The following is a 19334-nucleotide window of genomic DNA, read 5'->3' as shown; positions in this document are numbered from 1 at the left end:
GGCCTGCCCCTCACACAGGTCACCGGCCCGATCCACCGCGTCTCCGGTGCGGAGGAACAAGGGAGCCTCGACCGCGCTGTTGGTTAGGCTCGTCGGGGGAGAGCGGTCTCAGGGGGGGGCGCTGCATCGTGGTAGGTGAACGTGGGACGGGGGTACTGCCGCCGTCGCTGCGTGCGTGGCTCGGGCTGATCGCGGCGCTCGCCGCACTGCTGGTCGTCGCGCTCGGGGTCCTGTACGCAGGCGCAGGTGAGGCCGGCACGGTGGACGCCTGGATCCAGCCGACGGTGGAGGGCGTGCGGTCGCCGTGGCGGAGCATCGCTCTGGCCACGGACTTCCTGGGGGAGCCCGTGGGGGCGGCGACGCTGGTCGTGGTCACCGTGACGGTCTGCCTGCTGCTGCGGCGTCCTCGCGCGGCGGCGCTCGTCGTCGCCGGCGTCGCCACGGCCGTGGGGGCGACGACGCTGCTCAAGCCCCTGGCGGGGCGCACCATCCACGGCGACGCCAACCTGTCCTATCCGAGCGGGCACACCGCCTTCCTCACCGCGCTCGCCCTCGTGGTGGCGCTGCTCGCGACCGGCCGGCTCGGCCTCGGCAGGACGGCCGGCATATCACTCGTACTCGCCGCCGCGCTGGTCGCCGGCTGCGCCATGGGCTGGGCGCAGGTCGCCTTGGGAGCCCACTACCCGACCGACGTCCTCGGCGGCTGGTGCACCGCGCTGGCGGTGGTACCGGCGACCGCGTGGCTGGTCGACCGGACGGCTGACCGGTGGGCCGACCGGACGGCCGACGCCGGTCGAGAGGAACGCCGCTGACGCCACGTCACGTCATGCCAAGCGGCGGAAGGCGGGCTTCACCGGTCGTCCGCCCAGCCATGGAGTGGGGTCGGCGGCGTCCAGTGCCTTGCGGTACACCGCACACGCCTGGGCCACCACATCGACGGTGTGATCGATGTCGGCGTCGCCGAGCGCGCTGCTCACCACGAACGACGGGGCCAGCACCCCGCCCGCGAGGAGCCGGCGCAGGAAGAGTGTGCGGTACTCCTGTGACGGTCGGAGGTTCTCGTCGAGGGTGGCGAAGACCAGGTTGCTGGCCCGGCCCCGGACGACGACGTGGTCGCCGACGCCCATGCTCGCCGCGGCGTCGCGAACACCGGCGGCCAGCCGCTCGCCGAGGGCGTGCAGCCGCGCCGTGATGCCCTCCTCTTCGTAGGTGGTCTGCACGGCCATCGCGGCTGCCAGGGAGTGGGTCTCCGCACCGTGCGTGGTGGACAGCAGGAACACCCGGTCGCCGGAGTGCCGCAGCCCGCCTCGCTCCATCAGCTCGCGGCGCCCCGCCAGAGCGGAGACGGCGAACCCGTTGCCCAGCGCCTTGCCGAACGTGGAGAGGTCGGGGACGACGCCGTACAGGCCCTGGGCGCCCGCCTCGGACCAGCGGAAGCCGGTGATCATCTCGTCGAAGATCAGGACGCAGCCGTGCCGGTCGGCCAGCTCGCGCAGACCGGCGAGGTAGCCGGGCGGCGGCTCGGTGTGGGTGGCGGGTTCGAGGATCAGGCAGGCGACCTCGTCCTCGTACCGGGTGAGCAGCTGTTCCGTGGCGGCGAGGTCCCCGTAGGGGAACGCCACGGTGAGCTCGTTGGTCGCCGCCGGAACACCGGCGGACATCGGCGTGGTGCCGATGAACCAGTCGTCGACGGAGAAGAACGGATGGTCGGCGCAGAGGGCCACCCGCGGGCGCCCGGTGGCGGCGCGGGCGAGGCGGACGGCGGCGGTGGTGGCGTCGGAGCCGTTCTTCGCGAACTTCACCATCTCGGCGGTCCGCACCGTGGCCAGGAAGCGTTCCGCGGCCTCGACCTCCACGACGGACGGCCGGACGAAGTTGCTGCCGCGGTCGAGTTCGCGTCGCACCGCCTCGGTCACGCGTGGGTGGGCGTGGCCGAGGCTGACCGAGCGCAGGCCCGATCCGTACTCGACGTAGCGGTTGCCGTCGACGTCCCAGACGTGGGCGCCCTGGCCGTGGCTGATGACCGGGGCCAGGTGCTCGGGGTACTGGTCGTCGCCCTTGGCGTAGGTGTGCGCGCCCCCGGGGACCAGGGCGTGCAGCCGCTCGTTCGCCGCCCGCGACCGGGGGAGGAGGAACTCTTCGGTGTTCACGCTCACTTCACCTCTCCATGTGCTTGAGGACCTCGGCGAGGCTCGGCGCCTCCCGGTCCCGCCGGGACATCGATGTGGCCGGCAGCGGCCAGGGGATCGCGAGCTCCGGGTCGTCGAAGGCGATCGTCACGTCCTCGGCCGGGTCGTGGGGGCGGTCGATCCGGTACGAGGTGTCGGCGGTCTCGGTCAGCGCCTGGAAGCCGTGCGCGCATCCCGCCGGGATGTACAGGGTCGTCTGCGTCTCGCCGGACAGCTCGAAGGAGGCCACGTCGCGGTAGGTCGGCGAGTCCGGCCGCAGGTCCACGACGACGTCGAAGATCCGCCCGTACGAGCACCGCACCAGTTTGGCCTCGCCCTTGCCGGAGCGCAGGTGCAGGCCGCGCAGCACGCCCCGCACCGAGCGGGACACGCTGTCCTGGACGAAGGCGTCCGGGTCCAGGCCCACCGAGCGGATCACGTCGGCGTCGAAGGTGCGGCAGAAGAAGCCGCGTTCGTCGGCGTACGGCGTCGGCTCGAACAGATACGCGCCGGCGATCGCCGGGACTTGGGTCGCCTTCACGGAGTCTCCTGCCGGGTGCGGGCGTTCGGGTGGTCGTCCGCCGGGAACAGGGCGGCCGTCAAGGAGGTGAACTGGTCCCGGAGTTGCCGGGCGGTGAGCCGGTTCCGCTCGGCGAGGGTCTGCCGCAGCTCAGCCGACCGCTTCTCCAGCGCGCGGAACTGCTCCAGCAGCCGGTCGGCGTCGACCTCGCGGGCCGGATGGCAGTACGCGCCGAGGCCCATCCGGTCCATGAGGGCGTCACTCTTCGCCGCGTAGGTGAGGGCGAGGGTCGGCGTTCCGGACTTCAGCGCGCAGACCAGGTTGTGGTACCGGGTCGCCACCACCGTGTCGGCCGCCGCCGTCTCCCTCATCAGGTCGGCCAGCGAGGCGGCTTCCGCGGCGGTGACCAGCGGCGAGTCCACCGCGTCGAGGATCGCGGCGACGACGGACGCGTCGCACGCGTCGCCGGTGAGCAGCCGGACCGGCCTGCCGTCCTCGACCAGCGCGCGGACGAAGCGAGTCGTCCCGTCCAGATAGCGCCGGTGGATCTCCTCGGCACGGGCACGGTCGTCGTTGCCGCCGTGGAAGTCCATGACGCCGACGCAGACCAGGCCGGGCGAGCCGGAGGGCCCGCCCGCCGGTGGTGCCGGCAGGGCGAACGCGAGGTCCGGGTGGACCTGGTCGCGTGCGGTGTCGACGCCCATCTGGCGCATCGCGTCGCGGGACAGGGCGTCGCGGTACGACCGGTAGGCGGCCAGCCGCGCCGACCGGCGCACCAGGGCCCGGGTCGCCCGGTCGCGGATCGCGGCGGCGCCGACCCCGACGAGGGCGACCTTGGTGCCGAACAGCCGGCCGGTCGCGCAGAGCAGGAACAGTGAGTAGGGGAAGCCCCACGGCCGCAGCGGCAGGGTGGCCTCCAGGACGCCCATGCCCGGCACGATCACCACGTCGTGCCGGCGCACCCAGGCGGCGGTGCGCACCACGTCGACGAGCTTGCCCAGCCCCTTCCCCGCGATCGAGCCCACCCGGGACGCGGTCCGGTACTCCCCGCGGTACCAGTGCAGCCGGGTCGCGGGGATCCCGTACCGGGCCGTGACGACCTCGGGCCCGCCGCACAGCGCGTCCACGACCGCCTCCGGATGCTCGGCACGGAGGTAGCCGAGTACGGCTTCGAGTGAACCGTCGTTGCCGAGGTTGCCGGAGCCGAGCAGGCCGAACACCCCGACACGTACGCCAGTTCTCATGTCCGCCGCCCCTCGCGCCCTGCGACGACGTCGTCGACGGACACGGTGAGCCTGGCCGGGTCGACCGGGGCGCGGTCCTCGACCCGCTCGCCGGCGCCCGGCCGGGCCCGGCTGGTCATCCACGCGGCCAGGTGGCGGTAGCAGGCGCGCCGGTCGGCCGCGGACAGCGGCGCCCGCTGGATCGCCGAGGCGAAACCCCAGACGTACTCGGCGAGCAGCCGGGGCGTCGGGTGCAGCGCGCCCGCCCGGCGCGGGTCCAGGTTGACGCACCGGGAGCGCTTGGAAGGGTTCGCCCGCTCGGCGCGGGTGGGGTGGTCGCGGCGGAAGTACAAGAGCTCCGGCACCTGGTGGAAGGGCCCGTGCAGGACGATCTCGGCGACGAACGTACGGTCCGCGTGGTGGTAGCTGTCGTGCGGTTTCACCCGGCGCAGCATGTCGGCACGCATCACCCCGTAGAAGTCGTCGCCACCGGGCTCGAACAGGAAGCTGCGGAAGCGCTCCGGCGCGTGCGGCGAGGCGGTGGCGAGTCCGTACTCGTAGGGGACCTTCACCTGCCCTTCGCCGTCGATGACCGCCTGGTCGGAGTGCGCGAGGACCACGTCCGGCCGCTCGTCCAGCGCCTCGACGCAGCGCCGCAGCAGGTCCCGGGCGTAGAGGTCGTCGTGCGAGGCCCACTTGAACAGCTCGCCGCGGCACTCGGTGAACACGTAGTTGTGGTTCGGCGCGGCGCCGATGTTCCGGCGCAGCCGGACGTACCGGATGCGTGAGTCCTGCGCGGCGTACTTGCGGCAGATGTCCTCGGTTCCGTCGGTCGAGGCGTTGTCGGAGATGACCAGCTCGAAGTCCTCGAAGGTCTGGCCGAGCAGGGCGTCGAGTGATTCGGCCAAGTACTCCTCGCCGTTGTACACGGGCAGGCCGATGCTCAGCCGGGGATGGGCGGTCATGACGTCCTCACTTCAGGGATGGGTTCCTTCAGGTGCTCGCGCAGGGCGGACCGCAGCTGGAGCCACCACACGGCCGAGCCGGCGAGGGTCGCGGCGGCGACGCCCCAGGCCGAGCCGACCGTGCCGGCCAGGGCCGCGCCGCCGAGCCCGCCGGTGACGTAGCAGGCGGAGGCGAAGAGCTGGCAGCGCAGACTGCGCCGGGCCGCGGCGAGCGCGCGCAGCCCGGCCGCCGCACCGGTGCCGAGGCCGGCGCCCGCCACGCCGAGGGTGACCGGCACGATGAGCTGTGCGGCGGAGTGCCAGACGTCGCCGAGCACGAGCTCGCCGAGCCGGTCCGGTATCAGCAGCAGCGCCCCGCCCCAGAGCAGCGCGGCCACGGCCTGCCCGCCTCCCAGCAGGAGGCAGAAGCCGCCGAGGCGGTGCGGGGACCGCCGCAGCACCCGTGCCGCCTCCGCGACGGTGACCAGCGACAGCCCCATCAGCACGGCGAGGAACGGGCCGAGCAGGAGCTCGGCGCCCCGGACCGCGCCCACCGCGCCGACCCCGGCGATCGCGCCGAGCCCGTACGCGCGCAGCTGGCTCGCGCCGCTGAGGCTGACGTTCTCGACCAGGTACCGGTAGCCGAGGTCGCGTTGCTCGCGCAGCCACGCGCGTGCCCGGGCCGCCCGGGGCAGGATGCCCGACTGGACGCAGCCGTACGCCGCGGCCACCGTGGCGGACGCGCCCCAGGCGAGCACGAAGGCGGCCACGCTGCCCACGCGGGCCGCCACGACCATGGCCGGGACGAGCGCGACGCCCCACACGACGTCGTTGACGAACGCCTTCCGCCCGGTGCCCGCCGCGAAGAACGCGTACCGCCAGGCGTCCTGGAGCAGCAGCCCCGGCAGCATGACCCCGAGACAGGCGAACGCGGGCCCCACGCGCCCGCCGAGCGCGAGCCCGACCAGCAGACACGCCGCGCCGATGGCGGCACCGACGCCGAGGGCGGTACCCGACGACCGGGCCACCGCCCCCCGCCAGGACGCGTCGGACACACCGCTGAAGCGCACCACGAGCGGATCGGTGGCCAGCCCGCGGGAGACGTTCAGCACCACGCCGTACGTCACCCAGGCGAGGCTGAACACGCCGAACGCGGTCACCCCCAGCGAGCGCGCCACATAGATCCCCACCGCGAAGTTGCTGATGCTGGAGGCCGCCTGGTCGGCCAGCCCCCAGGACAGCCGCCCGACGAAGCCCCGCCGGACGGAGCCGGCCGGTGCCGTCGCCTTCTCCTCCTCGGTGGTCATCCGCGTCATGCCTTGATCAGACCGGCGCCGTGCAGGGCGTCGGCCGCGGCGGCGACGGTGTCGAACGGCAGCCCGGACCGCTCGGTGACGTCCAGCAGACTGTGCTCGCCGTCGGAGAGGCTGAGCACCCAGAGCATGGCCATCTGGGCCTGCTTGGTGTCGCTGCGCCCACCGAGCGCGTCGTACAACCCGCGCCGCCCGAGCTGCGGTTCGCCGTAGGGGCTGAGGTTGAGGTACCTCCGGTTGCGGTCCAGGACGGCGAACGCCTCACGGCAGACGGCGAGGGTGTCCGCCATCGCCTCCGGGGAGACGAAGCCGGGGTTGTCCGCCGAGGTGTGGTACTCGGGGTAACCGGCGTACGGGGTCCGACTGAGCGAGCCCACGCCGAGGTTGAACCCGGGCGAGCAGAACTGCCGCTCGTCGTAGCCGTACGGCGTGAACTCGTCGACCCGGTGCGGGCGTTCGGAGGCGGCCAGCACATGCCCCATCACCCGGTCGATCTCCGCGTCGCCGCGCCTGCTCCGCTTGTACGTCAGCGCGCCCGAGTCACCGGCGCAGGCCAGCACCAAGCCGTGCTTGACGCGCTCCACCCGCTCCGCGTTACGGGCCAGCCAGGTGATCGCCCCGATGGTGCCGGGCGCGAACAGGAACCGGTAGGTGTAGTACGGCGTCTCCTCCGCCAGCGCCCGGGCGAGGAACGTCGCCACCGCGATCCCGGCCAGGTTGTCGTTGGCCAGCGACGGGTGGCAGACGTGGCAGGACACGATCACCTCGTCGGGGACCTGCCCGGGAACCACGTACTCGGCGTAGGTGAGATGGCCGTCGGCGAGCGTGGAGTCGATCCGTACCTCGTAATCGGCGTCCGGCAGCGCGTCCAAGGTCTCCTGCGCCAGGCAGAACCCCCATTCCGGCTTGTAGTAACTGGTGCGGTAGGGCACCCAGGTCGGGTGGTCCGGCAGTGTGTGCAGGTGCGCGCGCAGCTCGGACAGGGGCATGGTCGCCGACACCGGCACGCTGTAGCCGAGCACGTGCAGGCTCGACTCGGCGAAGTCGACGACCCGGTTGCCGGCGGCGTCGGCGATGTAGGCGTCCCGGATGTTCCACTCCTGCGGCACCGTCCAGTCGAGCACCTGGGTCCCGGTCGGCACCTCGTGCGTCCGCAGCGGGATGTACTCGCCGACGATCTCCAGGGTGGCGCGCACCCCGTCGCCGGTGATGCTCCGGCACAGCGGGTACAGCCGCTCCACCAGCGCGTGCATCTCCTTGCCGGGCTCGGTCACCGGCGCCGCCGCAGGGTGTCGTCGACGGCGCCGGCGTCGGACGCCGCGCGCAGCACGGCGAGGCGGGTGAAACGCTCCTCGAAGTCCTCCCGGGTCAGCCCGTGGTTCCGGTAGGCGTCGGCGAGTTCGAGCGCGCCCTGCTTCACCGTCCACTCGCAGTCGAAGCCGGGTATCGCCGTGCGGAACCGGGAGAAGTCCACGCGGTACGACCGCGGATCGGCGCCGTTCTCCCCGGTGATGTTCACCTTCGCGCCCGCCACCGCCTCGGCGACCTGCGCGGCGATCTCGGCGACCGTGACGTTGTTGGTCTCGCTGCCGATGTTGAACGCCCGGTCGTGCACCGTCTCGCGCGGTGCGGTCAGCGCGGCCGTGAAGGCCCGGGCGATGTCGGCGGCGTGCACCAGCGGACGCCAAGGGGTGCCGTCGGACAGCACCAGCACCTCGCCGGACAGCAGCGCGTGGCCCACCAGGTTGTTCAGCACGATGTCGGCGCGCAGCCTGGGGGAGTAGCCGAAGGCGGTGGCGTTGCGCATGTACACCGGGCTGAAGTCGCCGTCCGCCAGGGCGTGCAGGTCGTCCTCCACCCGCACCTTGGATTCCGCGTAGGGCGTCACCGGGCGCAGCGGGGCGTCCTCGGTCACCAGGTCGTCGCCGCCCGCGGCGCCGTAGACCGAGCAGGTGGACGCGTACAGGAAGCGCCGTACTCCGGCGTCGCGGGCCAGCCGGGCCAGGCGGACCGACGCGTGGTGGTTGATGTCGTAGGTGAGCTCCGGCGCCAGCGAGCCGAGCGGGTCGTTGGACAGCGCGGCCAGGTGGATCACGGCGTCGACCCCGGCCACGTGGTCGGCCGTGACGTCGCGCAGGTCCACCCGGTGCCCCGGCGGGTCCGCGGGCGCCGGGCCCAGCACGCAGTCGGCGAACAGGCCGGCGTCGAGGCCGACGACCTCGTGCCCGGCGGCCTTGAGGACCGGGGCCATCACGGTGCCCAGATATCCCTGGTGTCCGGTCAGCAGTACGCGCACTTTTCATCCCCCCAGATGGAGTGTGAGTTTGGTGGCGGCGAACGCCTCGGCATAACGCGCGTGGCATTCGATGCCGCGGATCCGTGCCAGCCCGAGGAAGGCCTCCCGGTCGTACCAGGGCCGGTGCCGCTGCGAGGGATAGTGCTCCTGAAGCAGCCGCACCTTCTGTTCGGCGATCTCCGGCGACAGAGGCTGGTAGGCGGCCGGCCGGCCGAGGTCGCCGTCCCACTTGACGATCTCGTAGCCGAGCACCAGGTGGTCCCGGAACGCGGTGGGTATCAACCGCGCCAGGCCGCGGTGATCCTGGTGCGCGTCATCGGTGCGCGGGGCCAGGATCAGATCCGGGTCGGTCTGTCCGCGCAGCTCCTCGACCGCGGCCTTGGCCTCTTCCCAGTACGCGGGCATCCGGCCGTCCGGCAGCTTGAGCACGGTCAGCCGCAGGTCGGCGCCGGGGCAGAAGGCGGCCAGCGCGGCTCGCTCCTCCTGTTCCCGGTCGGTGCCACCGCCGGAGAGCACCAGCGCGTCGACACGGACACCCGGCCGCGCGAGGCACAGCGTCAGCAGGGTGCCGCCCGCGCCGATGGCGATGTCGTCGCAGTGCGCGCCCACCGCGACGATCCGCTCCAGGGGCCCGGCCCCGAGCCCGATCACGCGTTCACCCCGGCGCCGTCCCGCTCCCACACGGCCCACGGCCGGTCACCCCGCGCATAGGCGTCGTCGAGCGCGGCCCGCTCCTTCACCGTGTCGGTCGGCTTCCAGAAGCCACGGTGCCGGTGCGCCACCAGCCGCCCGCGCTTGGCCAGTTGGGCACATCCGTCGGCGACCAGGTCCCCGCCCTCCGGGATGTGGTCGAAGACCTCCTGGCGGAGCACGAAGTAGCCGCCGTTCTCCCACAGCGGCAGTTCGCTCACCGCCGTGATGCCTCCCACCAGGCCGTCCTCGCCCAGGTCCACGCAGTGGAACGAGGACTGCGGCGGCACCACCATCATCGACGCGCCGGCATCGCGCCGCGCGAACCGGTCGATCATCTCCGGCAGCGGGGCGTCGGTGAGCACGTCGGCGTAGTTGGCGAGGAACATCTCGTCGCCGTCCAGGTGGTGCCGCACCCGGCGCAGCCGCTCACCGATCGGCGACTCGATGCCGGTCTGCGCGAACGTGATCGTCCAGTCGGCGATGTCGGTGGACAGCAGCTCGGTCTTCCCGCCCCGCAGCACGAAGTCGTTGGACGTCGTCTCCTCGTAGTTGAGGAAGAAGTCCTTGATGTGGTGGGCCCCGTAGCCGAGGCACAGGATGAACTCCGTGTGCCCGAAGTGCGCGTAGTAGCGCATGACGTGCCAGATCAGCGGCCGCGGGCCGACCATCGCCATCGGCTTGGGCACGTCGTCCGCGGCACCGCTGCGCATCCGCATCCCGTAACCGCCGCAGAACAGAACGACCTTCATGCCTTGACCTCGACAATGCTCAGTTCCGGTATGGGAAAGACCAGACGGCCGCCCCAGTCGTGCACGAAGGACAACTGCTCGACCAGCTCGGTGCGCAGGTTCCAGGGGAGGACGAGGACGTAGTCCGGCTTGTCGGCGCTGATCTGCTCGGGCGGCAGGATCGGGATACGGGTGCCCGGGGTGAACCTGCCGTGCTTGTAGGGGTTGCGGTCGACCGTGTACGCGAGCAGGTCGGGCCGGATGCCGCAGTGGTTGAGCAGGGTGTTGCCCTTGCCCGGAGCGCCGTAGCCGACGACCGTCTCGCCGCGGTCTGCCGCCTCGATGAGGAACCGCAGCAGGTCCCGGCGCACCTTGGCCACCCGCGTGGAGAACTCGGCGTACCCGGACAGCTCCTGCAGCCCGGCGGCCTTCTCCCGCGCCAGCACGTCGGCCACCCGCCGCGAAGGCTCGCCCGCCACCCCGGCGGGCCGGGCCCACAGCCGGATGGAGCCGCCGTGCGTGGGCAGCAACTCGACGTCCACGAGCGTGAGTCCGCCGCTCGCCAGCGCCCGGATCGCGGACGCGACCGTGTAGTACTGGAAGTGCTCGTGGTAGATCGTGTCGTACTGGTTCTCCTCGATCAGGGTCAGCAGGTGCTGCACCTCGATGGAGACCCAGCCGTCGTCGGCGACCAGGGCACGCAGCCCCCGGGTGAATCCGACGACATCGGGGATGTGCGCGTACACGTTGTTGGCCACGACCAGGTCGGCCGGTCCGTGCTCCTCGCGGACGGCCGAGCCCGTGTCGGGGCTCAGGAACTCCGTGAGCGTGGGCACGCCCGCCTCCCGCGCCGCCGCGCCCACGTTCACCGAGGGCTCGACGCCGAGGCAGCGGATCCCGCGGTCCACCACGTGCCTCAGCAGGTACCCGTCGTTGCTCGCGACCTCGACCACGAAAGCGTCGGGGCCGAGACCCACCCGCTCCACGGCATCGGCGACGAACGTGCGCGCGTGCTCCACCCAGGAGGTCGAGTACGAGGAGAAGTACGCGTACTCCTCGAACGTCTCCTCCGGCGTGATCAGCGGCGGGATCTGCGCCAGCCAGCATTCGGTGCAGACCCGCAGGTGCAGCGGGTACGCGGGCTCCGGTCGATCCAGTCGGTCCGCGGCGAGAAAGCTCTCACACGGCGGCGTCGCCCCGAGATCGACGACACTCGCCATCGCTTCCGAGCCGCAGAGTCGGCATCGCGTCATTTACTGCCCCCCAGTAATTCCGACCGACCCGCGATCGCGGTGCGGTACTCCTCCAGCAGGCGCTCCAGCCCGACGGCCGGGCTGAAGTCCTGTTCGTAACGGCGCCGGGCCGCCTGCCCCATCTCCCGGTTGCGGGCCGGCCCGGCCGTGATCCCTCGCAGGCAGGACGCGAGCGAGGCGGCATCGCCCGGCCGGTGCAGCAGCCCGGTCACCCCGTCCTCGACGAGTTCGACGAAGGCGCCGTGCCCGGCGGCGACGGTCGGGACCCCCGCCGCCATCGCCTCCACGACCACCAGGCCGAACGCCTCCAGCCACGTCGAGGGAGCCACCACGGCGACCGACCGGGCGAGGGCCTTCCGGCACTCCGCCGTGTCGTACAGGCCGACGTAGCGCACGTCGTCCCGGCCCGCCGCCCAGGCGGTCACCTCCGGCTCCAGCGGGCCCGCCCCGGCGATCACGAGCGGTACGCCCACACCGCCGCTCGCCGCGATCTCGTCCCACGCGGCCATGAGCAGCCGTACGCCCTTGGCCTCCGCGAGCCGGCCGAGATAGAGCAGATGCTCGCCGGCGCCCTCGCGGCACGTGCCCGGGTCGGGCACGAAGTTGTGCTTCACCGCCAGCCGTTCGGCCGGCATGCCGGACCGCACCAGGACGTCGCGCTGCGCCGCGGAGATGCAGAAGAACCGCTCCACGCCGGACCACCATCGCCGCCGGTTCACCGACAGACTGACCGCGAGCGGCACCGTCGCAAGCCGGGAGTCGCGGTAGCAGCCGTGCCGGACGGCGGGCAGCGGCGCGGACCCGACGCACTCGGTGCAGGGCCGGCCGTCCCGCTGGAGCGTGCCGGGCGGGCAGACCTGGGTGTAGTTGTGCAGCGTGGCGACGGCGGGCACGCCGGCGTCGGCGCAGGCGGCCAGCACCGCCGGCGACAGGAGCGGGAAGACGTTGTGGATGTGCACCACGTCCGGCCGCTCGGCGCGCAGCCGGGCGGCGAGTTCCGCGCGGACCGCCGGGTTCCACGGCACCAGCAGCGGCACCGCGGCCTTGCCCAGCAGCGACCGGGCGGCGATGTCGTCGCTGCGCCGCTCGAACACCTCGGCCCGGTGGCCGGCCCCGCGCAGCAGCGCCACCTCCTGGTCGACGACCTTGTTCTCCCCGCTCGGCTGCGCCGAGGCGTAGCGGTTGTGCACCACGAGGACGTGCATGTTCAGGTCACCTCCGATCTGCGGGCCCATCGCGGGACGGGACGTCGCGGGGCTGTGGGCGTCAAGGCTTCGGGCGCCGGGGCTTCGGGTGCCGGGGCCTCAGGCGTCGAGGCTTCGGGCGTCGAGGCTTCGGGTGTCGTGAGGGGAGTGGCCGCGGCAGGCGTCGCCAGCAGCGAGGCGGCCACGGTGAGGTGCAGCAGATACGGCGAGGCGTCGCCCAGCCCGGCCTCGGTGTACGACGCGATCGCGCAGTAGCTGATCAGGAAGATCGCGCAGGCCCTCGACAGCGACGGTGGCCGCAGCAGGGCGACGCCGCCCAGCACGAGGAGGAACGCCGCCACCAGGGCGACACCGGTCATACCCTGCTCGTGGTAGACGGCCAGCCAGCTGTTGTCGATCGGCAGCCCGCCGAAGGACTTGTCGCCGAGGCCCGCGCCGAACAGGCACTCCGAGGCCGTCCGGGGCGCCGCCAGCAGGGCGTCCCAGACCTTGGCCCGGCCGGTGAGGCTGGTGAAGTTCTCCTGGCTCTGTCCGCGCAGGAACCACGCCTGGAGCGCGGAGCCGAACCCCACCGCGGCCACGGCGGCGCACAGCACCGCCCAGGTGAAGAACCGGCGGGCGGCGGCGCTGGTCAGGAGGAGCGAGCCGATCGCCAACGCCAGCCCGACGAGCAGGCCGAGCGTGGCCGTCCGGGTGTGGGTCAGCGCGAGCAGGACGAGGGACGGCACGATGACCACCGCCGCGCTGGTCCTGTCGGTCCGACGGCCCATGAGGAGCAGCACGGTGAGCCCGATGATCACCGCGGCGTACTGTCCGATCTGCGGCGGGGTGAGCGGCCACAACGCGCCGACCAGCCGCCCGCCGTAGAGCTCGGGCAGGGCGGCGCCCGGTGAGATGACCAGGCCGGCGGCCACCGACCCGAGCACCGCGAAGTACATCCGGATGTGGTGCCGGACGAACGTCGGGCCGCCGTCCCACCAGCGGCTCAGCAGCCACAGTGTGCCGACGAAGAGAGCGAGCCGGGTGCAGCGGAACAGCGCGCCGAACCCGGACTCCAGATCCGCGCTGGAGATCACGCTCGGCACCAGCAGCAAGGTGAGCAGGAGCAGGAAGGCGCTGGCCCGGATACGCAGCCGGAGGTTGACCGCGAGCGCCAGCGCGAACGCGGCGACCAGCGCGCCCATGGTGGCCATCTGGATGAGGGAGCGGGGCAGCGGGACGATGGTCTTCGCCCCGGCGGAGCCCAGCGTGTTGAGGATCAGCAGCCCCCAGGCCGTCCCGACGATCCTCGACGTGTGGTCCGTGCCCGTGTCCGCGCGCATCTCAACCACCGTCCTGTGCGCGGAAGGTGCTGCCCGTGTCCTGCTGGTACGGCGTGCTCTGCCACTGCCCGGAGTCCAGCAGCCGGCTCGGGTCGTGGGCGACGAACGTCCAGGGCCCGAGGTAGACGTTGTCGTGCCAGCGGTTGTCCTGCTCGCGGGTGATCGCCTCGGCCACCCGCTCGCCCTGGTACGGCGACCAGTCCGGATAGGTGCCGTAGTTGGCCAGCACCGCCATGCGGTCGCACTGCACCGTGCAGCCGACGACGGACTTGTCCAGCACGAAGCGGTTGCCGTGGATGTCCACCCGCTGGGTCTTCCACCGGCAGTCGGCGTAGAGCGGCGCGGTGGCGATTCCCGGCTGTGCGCAGCGGCCGGTGTCCTTCACCAGCAACGTGCAGTCACCGGAGGAGGTGTTGGCCGGGCTGTTGCAGAACCGGTCGGCGTTCTCCCACAGGGTGATGCCGGACCAGTTGTTCTCCAGCACGTTCCGGTAGATCTCGATCTTGTCGGTGCGGGCTCTGACCCGTGGTTCGCCGCCGGACTCGGACAAGTAGATCGTCGCGAACGGGAAGTTGTCCCCGCGGTCGGCGTACCTGCGGCCCTCGACCCGGTTGTTCCGCCGGATCGTGTTGTTCCGGATGACCGCGTTGTAGCTGGTCTCGTAGATCAGCGCGGCACCGTCGTTGGCCTCGAGCACGTTGTCCTCGATGCGGAAGTCGTTGTTGTTGGTGTCCGCCCACAACCCGGCACCGCGGTTGTCGTGGACCCAGTTGCCGCGCACGTCGGCGCCGTCGACGGCCCAGAACTTGACGCCTCCGGTGCAGCCGCAGCCCTTCCGCCGCCGCTCCCAGTCGTCCCTGTTGTTGCCGGCGATCTCGTTGCCCTCGACCACCAGGCCGCCGATCCGGCCGGTGGCCTTGTACGCGTTCATGCCGTACTGACCGTTGCCGCGCAGGCAGCTGGCGCGGACCCGCTGGCCGGCACCGGCCATCAGCCCGGCGCCGGAGTTGTTCTGGATCGTCGTGTGCTCGACCACCCACCCGTCGGCCGAGTCGTGGTTGACCACACCCTCGTCGTGCGGTGCGACGAAACCCTGCACGGTGAGGTAGCGGATGGTGACGCCCCGAGCGGTGCCGCCGAACGCGTACTGGTTGGTCTTCCGGCCGTCGAACACCGCGCCCGGCGCGCCGAGGTAGGTGTTCCCCTCCTTGGGGACGACCTGGGCGTAGCGGTCCGGCTCGAGCCTGTGCCTGCCCGGTCGCAGCCAGAACGTGGTGTTCGCAGGGCTGCTCTTGGTCTTCGCCGCCAGGTCACCGGCCACCGCGGGATCGACCGTCACCGCGCCCGCCGGCGCCTTCGCCGGCCCGGCCGCGGGCTTGTCGCACACCCGCGCCACGGACGTGGACGGCGCAGCGGTCGGCTTCGGCCGCGCGCCCGGCGTGCTCTCACAGCCGGTCGCCGCGAGCAGGACCAGCGCCAGCGGTGCGGCCGGCCATGCCCAGTGCCGCCACTTGATCCCCACGCGCCCCCCTAGCCGCGGAACCCGAGCACGGTGGTGAACCCCTCCACGCCGTCGGCGAAGCCGGTGCCGACGAGTGTGGTGGTGGGTTCCTTGCGCCCGAAGCCGGCGGAGTACCAGCCGAGCGGCGGGTCGGTCTCGCCGCGGTGCGCCCGCCAGGCCAGCTGCCCGGGCAGGTCGAGTACCGCGGAGCGGTCCTCGTTGTCCCGGGTCCAGGTGAGCACCGCCCGGTTTCCCACCAGGTCCGCGGTGATGGCCGGACCGAGGTGGAACGCCAGCCGCACGGCCCGCCGCGGGCCGCGCACCTCGTCGACCACCCTCAGCTCCCTGGCCGCGGCCGTCAGCTCCACCCGGCGGCGGTGCACGGAGGGCTGGTAACCGTCGTGCTCGGCGCACCAGCGGGCCACCCCCTCCTCGGACGCATCCGCGACCAGGACGCGGCTGCGGGCATGCCGGGTCCACAGGAACGGGCCGCCGGAGACGGACTGGTCACCGTCGTCCAGTTGCAGGGTGTTGTGGCCGAGAGTGGACCGGAAGTACTGCCGCCACTCGGGCTGCCCGTGGTAGCAGAACGTCCCCGGGTCGGCGAGCACGTCGACCCCGTCGTGCCGGACCTCCACGGACAGCGCGTCCGCGTGGGCGTGCGCGGCGATGGACAGGAAGCCGTGCGGGCCACCGTCGCAGCGGCACCAGATCTCTCCACTCCCTCCCGTCTTTTCCGGACCGCGCAGGATGGTGAGCCCCGCGTCGGCGAAGTGGGCTGGTCGGCTTGCCGGGCGGGACACGGCCGGTTCAGTGGGCTTGATCAGCGCGGCCAGCAGCGGGGTGCGCACAGCGGTGCCGGTCACCGTCGGCCACCAGGCGAGCCGGCCGAAGACGGCGTCCCCGGTGGCCAGCAGCGAGGCCCAGCGGTCGGTGCCCGCGCCGTCCACGACCAGACCGTGCCCGTCGTCCGCGTCCCCCTGCCGCGGCGGCCGCAGCCGGCTGTCCACGACGGCCGCGAGCGCGTCGGTCATCCGCAACAGCACCAGGCGGACCGTCGCGGGGACCGCCACACCTGCGGCGTCCGCCTCGGCCACCGCGGCCAGGCCGAGCTCCAGCACCAGCCCGTGGTACTCGGTGGCCAGTTCGCGGTTGAGGCCGGAGAGGAAGGTGTTGCCGCGCAGATTCCGCTCCAGCGACCGCAGTGCGTCGGCCCGCCACCGCGCCGAGGCGGGGAACCACCCGAACGCGCAGGCCGCGGCGAACTGCCCGGCGGCCTCGGCGATGACGTGGTTGTTCGCCGAAGACCCCCGGCTGGGGAAGGCGGCCAGCCAGCGCTGGTGGTGCCAGATCTGGTTCAGCGCCACCGGGTTGCCCTCGAACAGCCCGGCCACGCCCGGCCAGCCGTCGAGCAACCGGCGGATCCACACCCAGGACAGCAGCCGGATGCCCAGCTCGATGCCGCTGATCCAGTGCACGCCGCGCAGCGGTGGATTGGCCGCCCACCACGACCGCAGGTGCTCGGCCACCCGCTCGGCGTACCGCTCGTCCCCGGTGACCGCGTAGGCGGCGGCGAGCACGGTGAGGTACTGGTGCCGGGACGGCTCCCAGATCTGCTTGATGTCCCCGACCGCCTCCTCGTTCCGGTACGGCACGTCGAAGGCGTAGCCCCCCGGCGCCCGGCGGCCGGTCTTCGGGTCGTACCACCAGTCCGGGTCGGCCAGGTCGTCGCGGACCACCCCGAAGTACTCGACGTGCCCGGCCATCAGCCGGTCCGCCTCGGCGATGAGGCGTTTCGCGGCGTCCGGCGGTACCGCGGCGATCGTCCCGGCGGGCAGTACCGCGGTGAACCGGGCGCCGGTCACGCCCGGGCAGTCCGGCGGCGCCGACCGCCACCGCCGCCTGCGCACCGCGTCGCCCGCCCGGCCGCCGATCTCCCGCGGTCCCATCCGGGACAGCCGCCGCAGGTACCAGCCCGCGCTCATGGTCATCGCGTTCTCGCCAACGTCACCGGCGCGCCGCCGGCCAGGGAGGCCTGCACGGCGAGGGTGGCCGCCGTGGTGGCGACCAGTGACTCCAGCGGCACCGGCATCGGCCCGCCGGTCCGCACGGCCTTGACGAACGCGGCCAGTTGGGCGTTCTGGCCCTTGTCCCGGGCCTTCGGCAGCCGCGAACTGACCCACCGCTTGCTGCCGTACACCGAGGCCCGGACGAAGTCGTCGAGCCGCAGCACCTTGCCGTCCGCGACCATGTCCAGCGTCTCCTTGGGGAAGCCGGGCGAGCCGGTGGTGACGTAGCTGATGGTGGCGGTGGACCCGTCCGGGTAGCGCAGCAGGATCTGCAGATCCTCGTTGCCGGGCGTGGTGATCGCGTACACCGAGACCGGGTCGGCCCCGAGCAGCCAGCTCGCCGTGTCGATGAAGTGCCCGCCCTCGCCCGCGAACCGCGAGCCCTCGGTGCCTTGCTGGAGGTACCAGCTGCCGTGATCGAGGCGCCCCGCGTTGACCAGGTAGCGCAGGCTCGCGGGACCGGTCCGGGCGCCGAACCGTGTTCCGGCCTCCCGCAGCAGCGGTGCGAACCGGCGGTTGAAGCCCACCTGCAACCGGTCGTTGCCGGACTCCTCCACCGCCGCGAGCACGCCGGCCAGCTCGTCCTCGCTGAGTGCCAGCGGCTTCTCCACGAACACCGCCTTGCCTGCCAGCAGCGCCTTCCGGGTCAGTTCGGCGTGCGAGCTGTGGCGGGTGACCACGAACACCGCGTCGACGGACTTGTCGCCGAGCACGGCGTCGAGGTCGGTGGTCGCCCCGGCGAAGCCGAACTTCCGCTGGGCGTTGGTCGCGGACAGCGCCGTCGTGGTGACGACCGTGGACAACTCGACGCCGTCGCGCTGTGCCAGGTGCGGCAGCAGCATCGACGTCGCGTAGTTCCCCGCGCCGACGAACGCGAGCCGCACCGGCGTCCTGGCGGCCCGGACCGGGCTCGGCCTCACGTTCACCGAGGGCACGGCCACCGCCGGAGCCTGCGCCTCCACCCCTTGCCCGGGGTACCGGAACAGCACGGCCACGGCCTTCAAGTCGCCGTCCTTCAGGCTCCGGTACGTCTCGACTGCGTCGTCGAAATCGGCGACGTGGGAGATCAGGGGCTCCACGTCGACGCCGCCGCGGGCGACGAGGTCGAGGAAGCACGCCAGGTTGCGGCGCTCGGTCCAGCGGACGTAGCCGATCGGATAGTCGCGCCCTTCGAGCTCGTACTCCGGGTCGTAGCGACCGGGACCGTACGACCGGGAGAACCGGACGTCGAGCTCCTTCTCGTAGTACGCGTTCCACGGCAGGTCCAGGCGGCACTTGCCGATGTCGACGACCCGGCCGCGGTCCCGGCAGAGCCGGGCGGCCAGCTCGACGGGCTGGTTGCTGCCGCCGCCGGCGGCCAGATACACCTGGTCCACGCCGTGACCGCCGGTGAGTTCGGCGACGGAGGCCTCCACGGCCGAGGACTCGGGGTCGCCGCAGGCCGCCGCGCCGAGGCGCTCGGCGAGCTCGCAGCGCACCGGGTCGGGGTCGACCCCGACGACGCGGACCCCCGAGGCGGCAAGGAGCTGCACCACCAGCTGCCCGATCAGCCCGAGGCCGATGACCAGCGCCACCTCGCCGAGCCGCGACTCGCCCTGGCGGACCCCCTGCAACGCGATCGACCCGACCGTGCCGAAGGCGGCGTGCCGCGGAGCCAGACCGTCCGGCACCGGGGTGTACAGGTTCTTCGGCACCCAGTTGAGCTCGGCGTGCAACGCGTGCTCGTTGCCGGCGCAGGCCACGAGGTCGCCGACCTTCACGTCGTCGATTCCGGCGCCGACCTGCTCGACCACGCCGCACAGCGAGTAGCCCAGCGGCGTGTAGGAGTCCAGCTTGCCCATCACCTTGCGGTAGGTGGCGGGCACGCCGTTGGTGGCCACGCTCTGCATGACCTTGGCCACCTGGTCCGGCCGGGAGCGGGCCTTGCCCAGCATCGACATACCGGCCTCGGACACCTTCATCAGCTCGGTCCCGGTGGAGATCAGCGAGAAGGCGCTGCGGACCAGTACACCGCCCGGCTTGCACCCCGGCACCGGCACGTCGAGCACCGCCAGCTCGCCGCTCTTGTAGTTCTGCACAACCTGTTTCACACGAACTCC

16 protein-coding genes are annotated in these 19334 nt (G+C 72.5%); 1 reads left to right on the top strand and 15 read right to left on the bottom strand.

What is annotated here, in order from left to right; translation table 11 throughout:
* The first annotated feature begins 128 nt into the window (after window positions 1-128).
* Window positions 129-812, top strand: a complete 684-nt coding sequence (locus tag ABEA82_RS26490; RefSeq protein WP_345664170.1) for a phosphatase PAP2 family protein — start codon at window positions 129-131, stop codon at window positions 810-812.
* A gap of 12 nt (window positions 813-824) precedes the next feature.
* Here the strand turns inward: ABEA82_RS26490 and ABEA82_RS26485 are convergent, their stop codons facing one another.
* Genes ABEA82_RS26485 through ABEA82_RS26415 form a run of 15 tightly spaced genes read right to left on the bottom strand, consistent with a single transcriptional unit; the run spans window position 825 to window position 19325 of the window.
* A complete protein-coding gene (locus ABEA82_RS26485) occupies window positions 825-2150 on the bottom strand; it encodes a glutamate-1-semialdehyde 2,1-aminomutase (RefSeq protein WP_345664169.1) in 1326 nt (441 codons plus the stop codon).
* 7 nt (window positions 2151-2157) lie between these two features.
* Entirely contained in the window at window positions 2158-2709 is a 552-nt protein-coding gene (gene rfbC / locus ABEA82_RS26480; protein WP_345664168.1) for a dTDP-4-dehydrorhamnose 3,5-epimerase, read from the bottom strand.
* A complete protein-coding gene (locus ABEA82_RS26475) occupies window positions 2706-3932 on the bottom strand; it encodes a polysaccharide pyruvyl transferase family protein (RefSeq protein ID WP_345664167.1) in 1227 nt (408 codons plus the stop codon). The genes rfbC and ABEA82_RS26475 overlap by 4 nt, the downstream gene beginning before the upstream one ends.
* Window positions 3929-4876, bottom strand: coding sequence for a glycosyltransferase family 2 protein (locus ABEA82_RS26470; RefSeq protein ID WP_345664166.1), 948 nt, complete (start codon window positions 4874-4876; stop codon window positions 3929-3931). Before ABEA82_RS26470 ends, ABEA82_RS26475 begins: the two co-directional genes overlap by 4 nt.
* Window positions 4873-6162, bottom strand: a complete 1290-nt coding sequence (locus tag ABEA82_RS26465) for an MATE family efflux transporter (RefSeq protein WP_345664353.1) — start codon at window positions 6160-6162, stop codon at window positions 4873-4875. Before ABEA82_RS26465 ends, ABEA82_RS26470 begins: the two co-directional genes overlap by 4 nt.
* A gap of 5 nt (window positions 6163-6167) precedes the next feature.
* Window positions 6168-7421, bottom strand: coding sequence for a DUF4910 domain-containing protein (locus tag ABEA82_RS26460; RefSeq protein ID WP_345664352.1), 1254 nt, complete (start codon window positions 7419-7421; stop codon window positions 6168-6170).
* A 17-nt stretch (window positions 7422-7438) separates the two neighbouring features.
* On the bottom strand, window positions 7439-8464 hold the full coding sequence (locus ABEA82_RS26455; RefSeq protein ID WP_345664165.1) for an NAD-dependent epimerase/dehydratase family protein: 1026 nt from the start codon (window positions 8462-8464) through the stop codon (window positions 7439-7441).
* A 3-nt stretch (window positions 8465-8467) separates the two neighbouring features.
* Window positions 8468-9115 carry a PIG-L deacetylase family protein gene (locus tag ABEA82_RS26450; protein ID WP_345664164.1) on the bottom strand — a complete coding sequence of 216 codons (648 nt, stop codon included), beginning with the start codon at window positions 9113-9115 and terminating at the stop codon, window positions 8468-8470.
* Window positions 9112-9906, bottom strand: coding sequence for a glycosyltransferase family protein (locus tag ABEA82_RS26445; RefSeq protein ID WP_345664163.1), 795 nt, complete (start codon window positions 9904-9906; stop codon window positions 9112-9114). Before ABEA82_RS26445 ends, ABEA82_RS26450 begins: the two co-directional genes overlap by 4 nt.
* Window positions 9903-11138 carry a methyltransferase domain-containing protein gene (locus ABEA82_RS26440; RefSeq protein ID WP_345664162.1) on the bottom strand — a complete coding sequence of 412 codons (1236 nt, stop codon included), beginning with the start codon at window positions 11136-11138 and terminating at the stop codon, window positions 9903-9905. The genes ABEA82_RS26445 and ABEA82_RS26440 overlap by 4 nt, the downstream gene beginning before the upstream one ends.
* On the bottom strand, window positions 11135-12343 hold the full coding sequence (locus ABEA82_RS26435) for a glycosyltransferase (RefSeq protein ID WP_345664351.1): 1209 nt from the start codon (window positions 12341-12343) through the stop codon (window positions 11135-11137). The genes ABEA82_RS26440 and ABEA82_RS26435 overlap by 4 nt, the downstream gene beginning before the upstream one ends.
* 2 nt (window positions 12344-12345) lie before the next feature.
* Window positions 12346-13665 carry an O-antigen ligase domain-containing protein gene (locus tag ABEA82_RS26430; protein ID WP_345664161.1) on the bottom strand — a complete coding sequence of 440 codons (1320 nt, stop codon included), beginning with the start codon at window positions 13663-13665 and terminating at the stop codon, window positions 12346-12348.
* Between the two features lies 1 nt (window position 13666).
* Entirely contained in the window at window positions 13667-15187 is a 1521-nt protein-coding gene (locus ABEA82_RS26425) for a right-handed parallel beta-helix repeat-containing protein (protein WP_345664160.1), read from the bottom strand.
* An 8-nt stretch (window positions 15188-15195) separates the two neighbouring features.
* Window positions 15196-17157 (bottom strand): heparinase II/III family protein, encoded by a 1962-nt coding sequence (locus ABEA82_RS26420; protein ID WP_345664159.1) that lies wholly within the window; start codon window positions 17155-17157, stop codon window positions 15196-15198.
* A complete protein-coding gene (locus tag ABEA82_RS26415) occupies window positions 17154-19325 on the bottom strand; it encodes a bi-domain-containing oxidoreductase (protein ID WP_345664158.1) in 2172 nt (723 codons plus the stop codon). Before ABEA82_RS26415 ends, ABEA82_RS26420 begins: the two co-directional genes overlap by 4 nt.
* Window positions 19326-19334 lie beyond the last annotated feature (9 nt).

The sequence above is a fragment of the Streptomyces venetus genome (assembly GCF_039540295.1).
Classification (GTDB): Bacteria; Actinomycetota; Actinomycetes; order Streptomycetales; family Streptomycetaceae; genus Streptomyces; species Streptomyces venetus.
The sequence above is the reverse complement of the archived record's forward strand: the minus strand, read 5'-3'. Positions and strand labels throughout refer to the sequence as shown.